A 14,777-nucleotide genomic window follows, 5' to 3' on the forward strand; every position below is an offset into this window, starting at 1 on the left:
GAGGAGTGATGTTATGGGTCGATATACCAAGCAGGATATCATAGATCTGGTGAGGGAAAATGATGTCCAGTTTATAAGACTGCAGTTTTCTGATTTGTTTGGCGCGATGAAAAATGTAGCGATTACAGCGCGCCAGCTGGAAAAGGCACTGGATAATAAATGCACATTTGATGGTTCTTCTGTAGATGGATTTGTAAGGATCGAGGAATCAGATATGTATCTGTATCCGGATCTGGACAGTTTTCTGATCTTTCCGTGGAGTTCCGGAGGACGGGTTGCAAGGCTGATCTGTGATGTTTACGGACAGGACGGCATGCCGTTTGAGGGAGATCCAAGGAATATTCTCAAGAGAGTGATGCGCGAATGCAAGAAGATGGGATATAAGTTCAATGTAGGTCCGGAATGCGAATTCTTCTTATTCCATACGGATGAAGAAGGACAGCCAACGACATTGAGTCATGAAAAAGCGGGATACTTTGATGTGGCGCCTCTGGATCTGGGAGAAAGCGCAAGAAGAGATATGATCCTGAATCTGGAGGAAATGGGATTTGAGATTGAAGCTTCCCATCACGAGGTTGCGCCGGCTCAGCACGAGATCGATTTTAAATATGATAATGCGCTTCGGACGGCCGATAACATCCTGACATTTAAATTCGTAGTAAAATATATTGCAAAAAGGCATGGACTGTATGCAAGTTTTATGCCGAAACCAATTACCGGTGTGGATGGATCCGGAATGCATCTGAATATGTCTTTATGGAAAGACGGAAAGAATATTTTTGCGGATTCCAAAAACCATATCGGAGTCAGTGATGAGGCTTTCTATTTTATGGCAGGAGTTATGAAACATGCCAGGGAAATGAGCCTGATTACCAATCCGCTGGTGAACTCTTATAAGCGGATCGTTCCGGGATACGAGGCGCCGGTAGACGTTACCTGGTCTCCGGCAAACCGAAGCCCGCTGATCCGTGTGCCTGCGGCGAGAGGAAGCGGAACCAGACTGGAATTTCGAAGTCCGGATCCGGCAGCCAATCCATATCTTGCCCTGGCGGTCAGCCTGGCGTCAGGTCTGGAAGGAATCCGCGGCAAACTGACCCCTGGAAAAGGTACATCCAAGAACCAGTATGAGATGGCGGAAGGAGAGAAAAAAGAGGCAGGAATCATGATGCTGCCAAGAGATTTAAAGGAGGCTTTGGATATTTTCGAGAACAGTGATTTTATCAGAAAAACACTGGGAAATCATATTTTTACGAAATATTATGAAGCAAAGAAGAAGGAATGGGAGTCTTACCAGAAATTCGTATCACAGTGGGAAATTGATGAGTATTTATATAAGATTTAGTCCCCACGATAAGCAGATGCGAGGAGGTGAGAAGTCTGGTTAGCGTCATCGTTTTGTTCCCAAAACAGGAAATCGCCAGAAATATAAGGAATCTGCTTGTGCGCAGCGGTTTTGAAGTCATCGGAGTCTGTGTGACTGCGGCGCAGGTAATTCAGCGGATGGAAGGAATGGAAGAAGGTATTGTTGTCTGTGGATATAAATACGCAGATATGGTGTATACTGAACTGAGAGAATATCTCCCTGATGGAATTCAGATGGTGCTGATCGCTTCTCGGGCACATTTGGAGGAAGAGTGTGATATGGCCAACGTACACTATCTCTCCATGCCGTTAAAGGCTCACAGTCTGATCGAAACCATGAGAGAGATCGTCAGCAGTATTTCCAATAATCCGAAAAGGAAGAAACACAGGCCGAAAGAAAGGACCAGGGAAGAATTACAGCTGCTGGATGAAGTAAAAAGATTACTGATGGAGAATAACAGAATCAGCGAGGAAGAGGCGCACCGTTATATTCAGAAACGGAGTATGGACAGCGGTGTCAGCCTGATCGAAATGGCAAAAATGATTAAAGAATCACTTACATACTAGACTATTTTTAGGAGGAACTTATGTTTAAAATCAATGACAATTATTTAAAACTTCCGGGAAGCTATTTGTTTTCCACAATCGCTAAGAAAGTAAATGAATATACTGCAGCGAATCCGGATAAGGATATCATCCGTCTTGGAATCGGTGATGTAACTCAGCCTCTGGCTCCGGCAATCATCGAGGCTCTTCATGGCGCAGTGGATGAGATGGCTCATGCGGAAACATTCCATGGATACGCTCCGGATCTCGGATATGAATTCCTGCGCAGCGCGATTGCAAAAAATGATTATGCCGACAGAGGAGCAGACATCGCTGCAGATGAGATTTTCGTAAGCGATGGAGCAAAGTGTGATTCCGGCAATATTCAGGAAATTTTTGCACAGGATAATAAGATTGCCGTATGTGACCCGGTTTATCCGGTGTATGTTGACACGAACGTTATGGCTGGAAGAACAGGAACATATGATCCGAAAACAGAAACATGGAGTGATGTAATCTACATGCCTTGTACGGCAGATAACGATTTCGCTCCGGATTTTCCGGATGAAGTACCGGATATTATCTATCTGTGCTTCCCGAACAACCCGACAGGCTCCACGATCACAAAAGATCAGCTTCAGGGATGGGTGGATTATGCTAACAAGAATGGCGCTGTCATCATTTACGACGCTGCTTATGAGGCATATATCTCTGAAGACAATGTAGCGCATACAATTTATGAATGTGAAGGCGCAAGAACCTGTGCCATTGAATTAAAGAGTTTCTCCAAGAACGCAGGATTTACAGGAGTGCGTCTTGGATATGCGGTTGTTCCAAAAGACCTGAAATGCGGAGATGTAAGACTTCATGATCTCTGGGCAAGACGTCACGGAACAAAATACAACGGAGCTCCTTATATTGTTCAGAGAGCCGGAGAGGCAGTTTACTCTGACGCTGGAAAGGAACAGTTAAAGAAACAGGTTGGATATTACATGAATAATGCGAAAGTAATCTTCGAAGGATTAAAAGACGCAGGCTATACGGTTTCCGGCGGAGTAAATGCACCATATATCTGGCTGAAGACTCCGGATCAGATGACATCATGGGAGTTCTTTGATTATCTTCTTGAAAATGCAAATGTAGTAGGTACTCCTGGATCAGGATTCGGACCAAGCGGAGAAGGATATTTCCGGCTTACAGCGTTTGGAAGCTATGAAAATACAGTAGCAGCAATGGAACGCATTAAGAATATGTAAAAAGAAAAAGACGTATCGGAAGAAAACTGGTACGTCTTTTCGCTTTCGGCAGAAATACAGGGTAGAAAAAATTAGATTTTTTATATACGAAAGCTGTCAGTATATGATAGAATATTAAAAAGTTTGAGGTGAAAAAGGAGACATATCTATGAAAATGTTAAATCTGGAACAGGAATTACAGGCAAATGCTTATCCGGGAAGAGGAATCGTAATTGGAAAATCTCCGGATGGTACCAAAGCGGTAACTGCTTACTTCATCATGGGAAGAAGTGAAAACAGCAGAAACAGGATTTTCGCGGAAGAAGGGGAAGGAATCCGCACGCAGGCGTTTGATGAGTCAAAACTTACAGATCCAAGCCTGATCATTTATGCGCCGGTTCGTGTGCTTGGGAACAAGACCATTGTAACCAACGGAGATCAGACAGATACTGTATATGATGGAATCAAGGAAGGACTTACGTTTGAACAGTCTTTAAGAAGCCGTGAGTTTGAACCGGATGGTCCGAATTATACACCGAGGATTTCCGGTATCATGCAGGTAGAAGACGGAACATTTCATTATGCAATGTCTATCTTAAAGAGCAATAATGGAAATCCGGACAGCTGCAATCGTTATACGTTCACTTATGAGAATCCGGTTCCAGGAGAAGGACATTTTATTCATACTTATATGCACGACGGAGATCCTCTTCCAAGTTTTGAGGGAGAGCCAAAGCTGGTAGCGGTGGAAGATGATATTGATACATTTACAAAGACACTTTGGGAGAGCTTAAACGAAGACAACAAAGTTTCTTTGTTTGTTCGTTATATCGATATCGCAACCGGAACTTATGAAACAAGAATCGTCAACAAAAATCAGTAATCAAAAGAAAAAGGAGAAAAGCGAAATGAAAGAATTGGAATTAAAGTATGGCTGCAATCCGAATCAGAAACCTTCTAAGATCTGCATGGCAGACGGAAGCGATCTTCCGATCGAAGTGATCAATGGAAAACCGGGATATATTAACTTCCTGGATGCCTTCAATGGATGGCAGCTGGTAAGAGAATTAAAGAAAGCAACAGGACTTCCTGCGGCAACTTCTTTTAAGCATGTTTCTCCTGCCGGAGCATCTGTAGGCAGACCAATGTCTGATACATTAAAAAAGATTTACTGGGTGGATGATATGGGAGATCTGTCTCCTCTGGCATGTGCTTATGCAAGAGCAAGAGGCGCAGACAGAATGTCTTCTTTCGGTGATTTTATCGCTCTTTCAGATGAATGTGACGCAGATACAGCAAGACTGATCAAACGAGAAGTTTCTGACGGAGTCATTGCTCCGGGATACAGCGAGGAAGCGCTGGAACTTTTAAAGCAGAAGAAAAAAGGAAATTATAATATCATCAAGATCGATCCGGATTATGAACCGGCTCCGTTAGAGCACAAAGAAGTATTTGGCGTTATGTTTGAACAGGGACGTCAGGAACTTCCAATTGACGATGCGCTTTTATCCAACATTGTAACGGAGAACAAAGACATTCCGGAAGAAGCCCTGACAGATATGAAAATTTCACTGATCGTGTTAAAATACACACAGTCTAATTCTGTATGCTTTGTAAAAGATGGCCAGGCAATTGGCATCGGTGCCGGACAGCAGTCCCGTGTACATTGTACAAGACTGGCAGGACAGAAAGCAGACAACTGGTGGTTAAGACAGTGTCCGAAAGTCATGGAACTTCCATTTAAAGATAAAATCCGCCGTGCAGACCGTGATAATGCCATTGATCTGTATATTGGAGACGAATATATGGATGTTCTGGCAGACGGAGCATGGGAAAATATTTTCACAGAAAAACCGGAAGTATTTACAAAAGAAGAGAAGAGAGCATGGCTTGACAAGCTTACAGATGTAACACTGGGATCTGATGCGTTCTTCCCATTCTCAGACAATATTGAGCGCGCTCATAAGAGCGGTGTAAAATACGTAGCACAGCCAGGCGGATCCGTACGAGATGACGCGGTAATTGACTGCTGCAACAAATATGGAATGGCAATGGCATTTACAGGAATCCGTCTTTTCCATCACTAGAGCCGGGATTTTGGTATAAAACAGGCAGAGATGTCTCTGGATAAAAAAGAAGGATGAAAAACAGTTCTCCGTTTAAAAAGATTGTGAATTCAGTCTGCGGAGAACTGTTTTTATTTTATGGAGGATTGGGAAGACTATGAAAAGAGTTCTCGGGGAACTAAAATTGTTAAATATGAATAAAAAGGAATGAATAAATTGACAATGTTTATGAAATGTGCTAAATTAGAAACAACATATTTGTAACAATTTGGTAATTCTGTCAAGAGACTATCGTTTACAGGCCGGAATTGGATGAAGGGGTTTTAGAAGAAGAGGATATGATAAACGGCAGCCTTAGTTTTTACATAAGGAGGCGTTTTATGATCCGAAAGAAAATTCAGGCAGCGGCTGGTGCGGGAATGATTGCCTTTGGCATCTGGATGGAGTCCGCGGCAGCCCAGGGAGAGCAGTTTGCTTCGGCGGGAGTTGGCCGGGCGATTGAGAAGTATGTTGACCGTGTATCCGATTCTTCCAGGAAGAGCCAGCCTGCATATGTATCCTATGAAGGTTATGCGGCGGCAAGAGTGACCAGCCATCTTAACATCAGAAGTCAGCCGTCATCCGGAAGCAGGATTGTCGGTGAACTGAGAGACGGAGGCATAGGCAGGGTCACAGACAGGAAAGGCGGATGGACAAAGATCTGGTCGGGAACCGTAGAGGGATATGTGAATGACAAATATCTGATCTATGATGAAGACATCAGCGCATATGCGGAGAAGAAGAAGTATCCCAGGACAGCGGTTGTCACAGCAGAAGCCCTGAAAGTGAGGAAAGAACCGGATCTGAAGTCAGATGTGCTTGCTGTAGCGGAAAAGGGCACCAGTTATGAGATTATGGACAGCAGGGAAGAAGACTGCTGGACAAAAGTAAAACTTCAGGATGGAAAGGGCTATGTATCCAAAGAACATATTAAGGTTGGATATGATTTCGATGAGGCCAGACCGATAGAAAAAGCGGAAGAGGAGGCATCATCCGGTGAAAAGAAAACCCGGACATCAAAGGCATCCGGGGAACAGAAGGTAAGTGTATCCGGGAAAACTCTTGGAAGTCAGATTGCAGCTTATGCTGTAAAATATGTAGGCAACCCATACGTATATGGAGGTTCCAGTCTGACCAGGGGAGCTGATTGTTCCGGCTTTGTAATGAGGGTATATGAACATTTTGGATATCATTTAAGTCACAGTTCTGCCGCGCAGGCGGGAGAAGGACGGGAAGTGGCGGTAAGTTCCATACAGCCGGGAGATCTGCTGTTTTACCGAAGCGGGGGACGAATCAGTCATGTGACAATGTATATCGGGAATGGAAAAGTTGTCCATGCCAGCAATTCTGCCCCATATCCAAAGGGCGGAATCAAGATTTCAAATGTCAGCTACCGTACGCCGTGCAGGGCGGTACGGATTATAAAGTAGAGAGAGAAGATTAAATTTATCATACAAAAACAGGAGCGGCGAAATTTTTGATTTTGCCGCTCCTGTTTTTTTGATGCTGTCTTATTCGCTCTAAAGCAAAGGACATAGTTTTTTTATTTTCAAAAGTTTATACATTAAACCGGAATACAATAATATCTCCGTCTTTTACAACGTATTCTTTTCCTTCCTGGCGTACCAGACCTTTTTCTTTGCATGCGTGCATGCTTCCGTTTTCCATCAGATCATCATAGGATACGACCTCAGCGCAGATAAAACCGCGTTCAAAATCAGAATGGATCTTGCCGGCTGCCTGAGGAGCCTTGGTTCCTTTCTTGATGGTCCATGCGCGGGTTTCATCTTCTCCGGATGTAAGGAAACTGATCAGACCAAGAAGAGAGTAGCTGGCTGCGATCAGCTTTTCAAGTCCGGATTCCTTCAATCCGAGATCTTCCAGAAACTCTTTCTTTTCATCATCATCCAGTTCGGCAATCTCCTGCTCGATCTGCGCACATACAACGAAAACCTTTGCGTCCACATCTTCTGCATATTTGCGGACAGCAGCGACATAGTCATTCTCCTGGCCGTCCTCTGCCAGTTCATCTTCATTGACATTGGCAGCAAAAATGACAGGTTTTACGGTCAGAAGATTACAGGAATTTAAGATGAGCTGATCTTCTTCATCCTCCACGACAAATGTCTTGGCGAGTTTTCCGTCTTCCAGATGCGCTTTGACTTCCTTGAGAAATTCCACTTCATGGGCAAGGGCTTTGTCATTGCGGGCTCCTCTGGTAGATTTCGCGATCCGTCTGTCCAGAACTTCAATATCAGAGAAAATCAGTTCAAAGTTGATAGTTTCAATGTCACGCAGCGGGTTAACAGAACCATCTACATGGACAATATTGCTGTCATCAAAACAGCGGACCACATGAACGATCGCGTCAACCTCACGAATATTGGCAAGGAACTGGTTGCCTAATCCTTCTCCTTTGGAAGCTCCTTTTACGAGACCGGCAATGTCAACAAATTCGATGGCAGCCGGAATGACCTTCTTGGAATGATACATCTCGGCAAGATGATCCACCCGGGAATCAGGAACGGCAACGATTCCTACATTAGGATCGATGGTACAAAACGGATAGTTAGCTGATTCGGCGCCTGCCTTTGTCAGAGAATTAAATAATGTACTTTTTCCGACGTTTGGCAGCCCGACAATACCTAATTTCATAATCATTTCCTTTCTTATTGTATAATTTTTCATTTAATAGTCTAACACAAGGAACTTGAAAAGGAAAGAGAAATAGGATAAGATATGTATCTTAGGAAGTAAGGAGAAACAAAGCAGGGGATTTTGTATGCGCAAAAGAAAGGAAGAGATGTATGGCAAGTGAAATCCGATTCCCTAATCTGGGGATTGTACTGAAAAATGTAGGGGAAGGATTCCATATTGGAAATTTTGAGATAAGATATTATGGTGTAATGATCGCCTTGGGATTTTTATTTGGACTGACCCTGTCATATTATGCAGCAAAACGCACAAAGGGATTTGATCCGGAAATGGTTTTTGACTATCTGATCTGTATGGTCATTCCTGCGATCGCAGGTGCAAGACTTTATTATGTGATATTTTCCTGGGATTATTATAAGGAGCATCTGGGAGAAATTATAGAAATACGAAACGGCGGTCTGGCAATCTATGGCGGGATTATCGCTGCTGCGCTGGTGCTGTTTATTTTCTGCAGGGTGCGTAAAGTATCCATGGCTCAGTTTACAGATATCGCGGTCAAGGGACTGCTGGTTGGACAGATCCTGGGACGATGGGGAAATTTTTTTAACAGGGAAGCCTTTGGAGGATTTACAGATGGTCTGTTTGCAATGCAGATTCCAACAGATTTTTTCCTGGAACATGGAAGATTATCAGAAATCATAGAATCGGGGCTGTATGACAAAGCTGTATTTTTGGATGCAGGCAGCAGTGCAGCGTCCTATATTCAGGTTCATCCGACTTTTCTGTATGAAAGTGTTTGGAATCTGATGGTGCTGCTGTTCATTTTATGGTTTACCAAAAGAAAAGCTTTTGACGGAGAACTGACAGCGCTGTATGCCGCAGGATATGGAATCGGAAGATTCTGGATCGAGGGTCTGAGAACGGACTCGCTGATGATCGGAAATACCGGGATCAGAGTATCCCAGATGCTGGCAGCGTTTCTTGCGGCAGGAGGGATCATTGTCATTTGCTGGGGAAGACTACGAAAGAAAAAGAAAAAAACAGCAGAATAGATGAAAGAGCAGAGAAAAGCCAAAAAACCGGCAGATAACTCTGCTCTTTTTTGTTTTTAGGGCGGGGAGAGAAAAGGAGGGGGAAAATGTCGAAAAAATGTCGAATTTATAAGAAAAAACTAAGATTTGGTTGTGGATTATTCCTTGCTTTTTTAATATGTATCGTATAAAATGTTCATATAAGTGGTTAAAAGTGGTAGAAGGTGGGGGACAACCTCCCGATACCATAGACGAGAGTGGCAGGCACAAAGAGGTGAGTCCATGTTCATGGGGGAACACAAACACACAATTGATGCAAAGGGCAGGCTGATAATTCCTTCCAGATTTCGGGAAGAACTGGGACAAGAGTTTATCATTACAAGGGGATTAGATGGATGTCTCTTTATTTTCCCTCAAAAAGAATGGAAAGAATTTGAAATGAAACTGAGAGGCCTTCCGCTCATTGATAAAAATGCAAGAAAATTTTCAAGGTTTTTTCTTTCCGGAGCGGCAGCCTGCGAGCTGGATAAGCAGGGCAGGATTCTGATACCGGGAGCGCTGAGGGAATTTGCGGGTATGGAAAAAGAAGTCATGCTGGCAGGAATGCTGAACCGCATCGAGGTGTGGAGCAAAGAGCGGTGGGATGCTAATAACTCTTATGAAGACATGGATGAGATTGCTGCGGGCATGCAGGATTTAGGACTGAATATTTAGGTGGGCAAATGGAATTTAAGCATATTTCCGTATTACTGGAAGAGACAATCAGAGAACTTCATATAAAACCTGACGGCATCTATGTCGATGGTACGCTCGGCGGAGGCGGACATGCCTGGGAGATCTGCCGGCGGCTGTCTGATCAGGGACGTTATATCGGGATCGATCAGGATGCAGACGCAATCGAGGCAGGAAGCCGCCGTCTCAGGGAATTTGGAGACAAGGCAACGATCGTCAGAGATAATTATGTCAATATGCCCCGGATTCTTAAGGAACTGGGAATCGGAAAAGTTGACGGCATACTGCTGGATCTTGGGGTATCTTCTTTCCAGCTGGATGAGAAGGAGAGAGGATTTACATACCGGGAAGACGTTCCTCTGGATATGAGGATGGATCAGCGTCAGGAACTGACAGCCAGAGATATTGTCAATGATTACTCAGAGATGGATCTGTTTCATGTAATCCGGGATTATGGAGAAGAAAAATTTGCAAAAAATATCGCAAAACATATCGTCAGCAGACGACAGGAAAAGCCGATTGAAACGACAGGGGAATTGATTGAGATTATAAAAAATGCCATCCCGAAAAAGGTAAGGGCGGTTGGCGGACATCCGGCCAAACGGACGTTCCAGGCAATCCGGATCGAATGCAATCATGAACTGGATGTGTTAAAAGACAGTCTTGATGCAATGATCGATCTGCTGAACCCGGGGGGAAGGCTTTGCATTATTACATTTCATTCGCTGGAAGATCGAATTGTGAAACGTGCATTTAAGAAAAACGAAAACCCGTGTACCTGTCCGCCGAATTTTCCGGTGTGCGTATGTGGGAAAGTTTCAAAAGGAAGACAGGTGACACGCAAGCCGATTGTTCCCGGGGAGGAAGAGTTAGAACATAACAAAAGAGCAAAGAGCTCTAAGCTTAGAGTGTTTGAAAGAGGTATTTAGGGGGATCGGTTTATGGATAAGACAAGACAGGAACGTTACAATTTGATTTACGGCAATACGGCCCGCAAGATGGAAGCAGAACCAGTCAGACCGGAGCCGGAGAGAAGAAAGAAGAAAGTCAGACATAAAGCCAGACCGAAGACATCTGCCAGAACCAGACAGAATCAGCAGAAGGCAATGCAGATTGACTTCGCTTTTATTCGTGTTCTGATCGCGGCGGTTGTGATAGTTACCGCTGTCAGCCTTTTTTATCTGTCCGAACGTGCAAAGCTGGTGGAACAAAGAGAAGAATTGTCTGATAAGAGAGAACAGTTAAACACTCTTCAGGTGGAAAATGAGGACTTGAATCTGGAAATCGAACAGAGTATTGATCTGGATCAGATTGAAAAAACTGCAAAGAAATATGGAATGAAGGAGCCAGACTCCAGCCATATCATTCATTATGACAGCACGGACGTGGAATATGTCCGGCAGTATGATGATATTCCGGATGCCGACTAAGAGGTGATTGCTTTGAGAAGACGACGTAGACGAAAGAAAATAAAACGACTTAATCATGCTATGAAGGTGAGGACGATCGGAACGATTACCTTCATAGCAATTCTTTTTATCATTCTGGCAGGAAGACTTGTTTATTTCAGCGTTTTTAAAAATGGTATTTATGAAAAGCAGGTATTGTCCCAGCAGAATTATAACAGTGTCACGATTCCTTATAAAAGAGGGGATATTTTAGACCGGAATGGCAATACTTTAGCTACCAGCAAGAAGCTGTATAATCTTGTCCTTGAGCCGAAAAATATTTTAAGAACGGCAGATGTGCGGAAAAAGGTAGTGTCAGCACTGACAAAATATATGGGACTTGATAAGGACGCTCTGCTGTCTTATTTAAAAGAGAATAAAGATTCTTATTATTCTGTATATAAAGAAGACCTGACCTACAGCCAGGTGGCAGATATGAAAGAGTATATGGAAAGCGACGCCGGAGAAGATATTTCAGGGGTTGTATTTTCTGAGAAATATCAGAGAGAATACCCTAATAAATCTCTGGCCAGCCAGGTAATAGGATTTGTTTCTGATAACAGCGGAACCGGCGGAATCGAGCAGTATTACAACAGCACGTTATCCGGTGTGGATGGACGCCGGTATACGTATTTGAATGAGGAACTGGAATCTGATACTTCCATCGTAGATCCGCAAAATGGAAAGACGGTGGTATCGACCATTGATTCCAATATTCAGAAGCTGGCGGAACAGAGACTGGCCGCTTTTGAAAAAGAATACGGAAGCAAGGGAAGCAGTATCCTTGTTATGAATCCGAACAACGGAGAAGTTTATGCCATGGCTTCTTCTACATCTTTTAATCTGGAAGATCCGAGAAATGAGAAAAATCTTCTTACGAAATATAAAAAGAGTGAAATTGATAAAATGAGTGAGAAGGAAAAAGTGGAGGCTTTCAATGAGATCTGGAAGAATCCGATTGTATCCAATACTTTTGAACCGGGATCAACCTTTAAGCCGTTTACCGTGGCGGCGGGACTGGAAGAGGGAATTTTAAAAGGAGACGAGACTTTTATCTGTAACGGATATGAGCAGATCGGATCCAATAGAATCCACTGTTCTCACAGATCCGGACACGGCAGGATCACACTGTCAGAATCTATTTCTTTATCCTGTAATGACGCGATCATGCAGATTGCAGCGAAAGAAGGAAAAGATGTGTTTACGAAATATCAGAGGGAATTTAATTTTGGAAGTCTGACAGGAATCGATCTTCCGGGAGAAGCCAAAACAGACACCCTTCTTCATACTGCTGATAAGATGGAAGATGTGGATCTGGCTACCAGTTCTTTTGGACAGTCTTTTAACTGTTCTATGATCCAGATGGCAAGCGCATTTTGCTCTCTTGTTAATGGAGGCAGTTATTATGAGCCTCATGTAGTGCGCCAGCTGCAAAATGATAAAGGCAGTGTGATCAGCAATGTGGAACCGGCACTGGTTAAGCAGACAGTATCTAGGGATACATCTGACAAACTGAAAGAATATATGAGGGAAACGGTGGAATCCGGAACCGGAAAAAAAGCTCAGCTGGATGATTATACGGTAGGAGGAAAAACCGGTACTGCAGAAAAGATTCCAAGAAGTGCCGGAACCTATGTGGTTTCCTTCTGTGGATTTGCGCCAGTGGAAGATCCGCAGGTTGTTGTATACGTGGTCATTGATGAGATTCAGAAAGGATCTCAGCAGAATACGGGACTTACTGTTGAGATCGCCAGAGATGTGATCGAAGGTTCCCTGAAAGAACTGAAGGTGGCAAAAAGCACGAATCAGTAATATGAGCCGGATTTTTTCATACGTTTATAATAGTATGGAATTATGAGGCGCAGCCGGTGAAAACAGGATATAAAAAGAAGATTCTTGGAATTACAGGACTGATCTGTCTGGGATTTTCAGTTGTAGCGGTCCGCCTTGGATATGTTATGATTGCTCAGTCAGATAAATATCAGGAGCTGGCCAGGGATCTTCATCAAAGGGAGAGAGAAATCAAAGCCCCCAGAGGGAATATCTATGACCGTAACGGAGTAAAGATTGCTTCCAATAAAGCGGTTTATTCGATTTCTGTTATTTATTCTCAGATGACAGATAAGAAAAAAGTGGTTCAGGTTCTTTCAGAAGAACTGGGACTGGAAACAGAAGAAATCAAAGGAAAAGTCTATAAAAATTCTGTCCGGGAAAAGATCAAAAGCAATGTGGAGAAAGAAACCGCAGACCGGATCCGTGAATATAAACTGGATGGAGTAAAAGTAGATGAAGATTACAAAAGAGTGTATCCATACGACTCGCTTGCATCAAAGGTTCTGGGATTTACCGGAGGTGACAATCAGGGAATTGTCGGACTGGAGGTTTTCTATGATAAATATCTGAAAGGAAAATCCGGGAAAATCCTTACATTAACCGATGGAAAAGGAATTGAGATTGAAGGAGCCTATGAAGAGCGGGATGAGCCTGTGGCGGGAAATGATTTGTATACTTCTCTGGATGTGAATCTGCAGAATTATGTGACACAGGCTTGTGAAAAAGTAAAAAAAGAAAAGAATGCCAAACAGGTTTCCATGATTTTGATGAATCCGCAGAATGGAGAGATTTACGCCATGGCCAATGTGCCGGAATATAATCTCAATGAACCGTTTAAACTGAACAGCAGGCAGCAGCAGGCAGACAGCAAAAAGCAGCAGGAATATCTGAACCAGAAGTGGAGAAATTCCTGCATCAATGACACTTATGAGCCAGGATCGGTATTTAAGATCGTAACGGCGGCTGCAGGGCTGGAATCAGGGAAGGTAAAAGTGACAGATCATTTCAACTGTCCGGGATTCCGGATTGTAGAGGATCGTAAGATCCGGTGTCATAAAACTACGGGACATGGAAGCGAAACATTCCGGGAAGGAGTCATGAACTCCTGCAATCCGGTTTTCATGGAAGTAGGGGCCCGGGTGGGGGTCGATGGAATGTATGATATGTTCCGGAAACTCGGGCTGTTTGAAAAAACCGGAATTGATCTTCCGGGAGAGGCAAATTCTATCATGCATAAGAAAAAAAATGTGAAAGCGGTGGAACTGGCAACGATGTCATTTGGGCAGTCCATTCAGATTACACCGCTGCAGCTTCTGCGTGCTGCCAGCGCGGCAGTAAACGGAGGGAAGCTGATAACTCCTCACTTCGGAGTCCGCACGGTTTCTGCGGACGGGAAGAAGGAGAAGATCTTTGAATATCCGGAGAAAAAAGGAGTGATTCAAAAAGAAACATCAGAGACCCTGAGGGACCTGTTAAAAGCAGTTGTCTCAGAAGGATCCGGAAGAAACTGTAAAATCGAAGGGTTTTCCATCGGAGGGAAGACAGCGACCAGTGAAAAACTGCCGAGGGGAAACGGCAAGTATATTTCTTCATTTCTCGGATTTTCAAAAGCAGAAGATCCGACCGTTATGGGGATCGTGCTGATCGATGAGCCGGAAGGCACGTATTATGGCGGAACTATCGCGGCGCCGGTCATGCGCAGTGTTTTTCAGGTGGCGCTGCCGTATCTGGGAATTTCCAAAGATTATACAGCTGAGAAAGAAAATGAATAAGAGAACAGGATGGGAGATAACTCTTATCCTCACAAGCGGCGAGTAACAAATGAGGTGG

At 43.7% G+C, this 14,777-nt stretch carries 13 protein-coding genes; 12 read left to right on the forward strand and 1 reads right to left on the reverse strand.

Features of this window, described 5'->3' with window-relative positions:
- Positions 1-13: 13 nt before the first annotated feature.
- The 6 genes from glnA (at position 14) to JMF81_RS07210 (ending at position 6,678) form a co-directional block, all read left to right on the forward strand.
- The gene (glnA, locus tag JMF81_RS07185) at positions 14-1,342 is read left to right on the forward strand and encodes a type I glutamate--ammonia ligase (protein WP_201310776.1); all 1,329 of its coding nucleotides are present in this window, start codon (positions 14-16) and stop codon (positions 1,340-1,342) included.
- Positions 1,343-1,368: 26 nt separating this feature from the next.
- Entirely contained in the window at positions 1,369-1,929 is a 561-nt protein-coding gene (locus JMF81_RS07190; RefSeq protein WP_243282572.1) for an ANTAR domain-containing response regulator, read from the forward strand.
- Between the two features lie 20 nt (positions 1,930-1,949).
- Complete coding sequence (locus JMF81_RS07195) at positions 1,950-3,164, forward strand: LL-diaminopimelate aminotransferase (RefSeq protein ID WP_201310777.1); 1,215 nt, start codon at positions 1,950-1,952, stop codon at positions 3,162-3,164.
- A 148-nt stretch (positions 3,165-3,312) separates the two neighbouring features.
- Entirely contained in the window at positions 3,313-4,026 is a 714-nt protein-coding gene (locus tag JMF81_RS07200) for an IMP cyclohydrolase (protein ID WP_201310778.1), read from the forward strand.
- A 25-nt stretch (positions 4,027-4,051) separates the two neighbouring features.
- Positions 4,052-5,230: a phosphoribosylaminoimidazolecarboxamide formyltransferase gene (locus JMF81_RS07205; RefSeq protein ID WP_201310779.1), complete on the forward strand. Its 1,179-nt coding sequence runs from the start codon at positions 4,052-4,054 to the stop codon at positions 5,228-5,230.
- A gap of 359 nt (positions 5,231-5,589) precedes the next feature.
- Positions 5,590-6,678 carry a C40 family peptidase gene (locus JMF81_RS07210; RefSeq protein ID WP_201310780.1) on the forward strand — a complete coding sequence of 363 codons (1,089 nt, stop codon included), beginning with the start codon at positions 5,590-5,592 and terminating at the stop codon, positions 6,676-6,678.
- A gap of 127 nt (positions 6,679-6,805) precedes the next feature.
- Here the strand turns inward: JMF81_RS07210 and ychF are convergent, their stop codons facing one another.
- Positions 6,806-7,903 (reverse strand): redox-regulated ATPase YchF, encoded by a 1,098-nt coding sequence (gene ychF / locus JMF81_RS07215; RefSeq protein ID WP_201310781.1) that lies wholly within the window; start codon positions 7,901-7,903, stop codon positions 6,806-6,808.
- A gap of 152 nt (positions 7,904-8,055) precedes the next feature.
- On the opposite strand from ychF, the gene lgt reads away from it, so the two are divergent.
- The 6 genes from lgt (at position 8,056) to JMF81_RS07245 (ending at position 14,719) form a co-directional block, all read left to right on the forward strand.
- Entirely contained in the window at positions 8,056-8,955 is a 900-nt protein-coding gene (lgt, locus tag JMF81_RS07220; protein WP_201310782.1) for a prolipoprotein diacylglyceryl transferase, read from the forward strand.
- Between the two features lie 261 nt (positions 8,956-9,216).
- The gene (gene mraZ / locus JMF81_RS07225) at positions 9,217-9,648 is read left to right on the forward strand and encodes a division/cell wall cluster transcriptional repressor MraZ (RefSeq protein ID WP_201310783.1); all 432 of its coding nucleotides are present in this window, start codon (positions 9,217-9,219) and stop codon (positions 9,646-9,648) included.
- A gap of 8 nt (positions 9,649-9,656) precedes the next feature.
- A complete protein-coding gene (gene rsmH, locus JMF81_RS07230) occupies positions 9,657-10,595 on the forward strand; it encodes a 16S rRNA (cytosine(1402)-N(4))-methyltransferase RsmH (RefSeq protein WP_201310784.1) in 939 nt (312 codons plus the stop codon).
- 12 nt (positions 10,596-10,607) lie between these two features.
- Positions 10,608-11,096: a septum formation initiator family protein gene (locus tag JMF81_RS07235; protein ID WP_201310785.1), complete on the forward strand. Its 489-nt coding sequence runs from the start codon at positions 10,608-10,610 to the stop codon at positions 11,094-11,096.
- A gap of 12 nt (positions 11,097-11,108) precedes the next feature.
- Positions 11,109-12,926, forward strand: a complete 1,818-nt coding sequence (locus JMF81_RS07240; RefSeq protein WP_243282573.1) for a peptidoglycan D,D-transpeptidase FtsI family protein — start codon at positions 11,109-11,111, stop codon at positions 12,924-12,926.
- A 56-nt stretch (positions 12,927-12,982) separates the two neighbouring features.
- Complete coding sequence (locus JMF81_RS07245; protein ID WP_330597397.1) at positions 12,983-14,719, forward strand: peptidoglycan D,D-transpeptidase FtsI family protein; 1,737 nt, start codon at positions 12,983-12,985, stop codon at positions 14,717-14,719.
- Positions 14,720-14,777: the final 58 nt, after the last annotated feature.

The sequence above is a fragment of the Anaerostipes butyraticus genome (assembly GCF_016586355.1).
Lineage (GTDB): Bacteria > Bacillota > Clostridia > Lachnospirales > Lachnospiraceae > Anaerostipes > Anaerostipes butyraticus.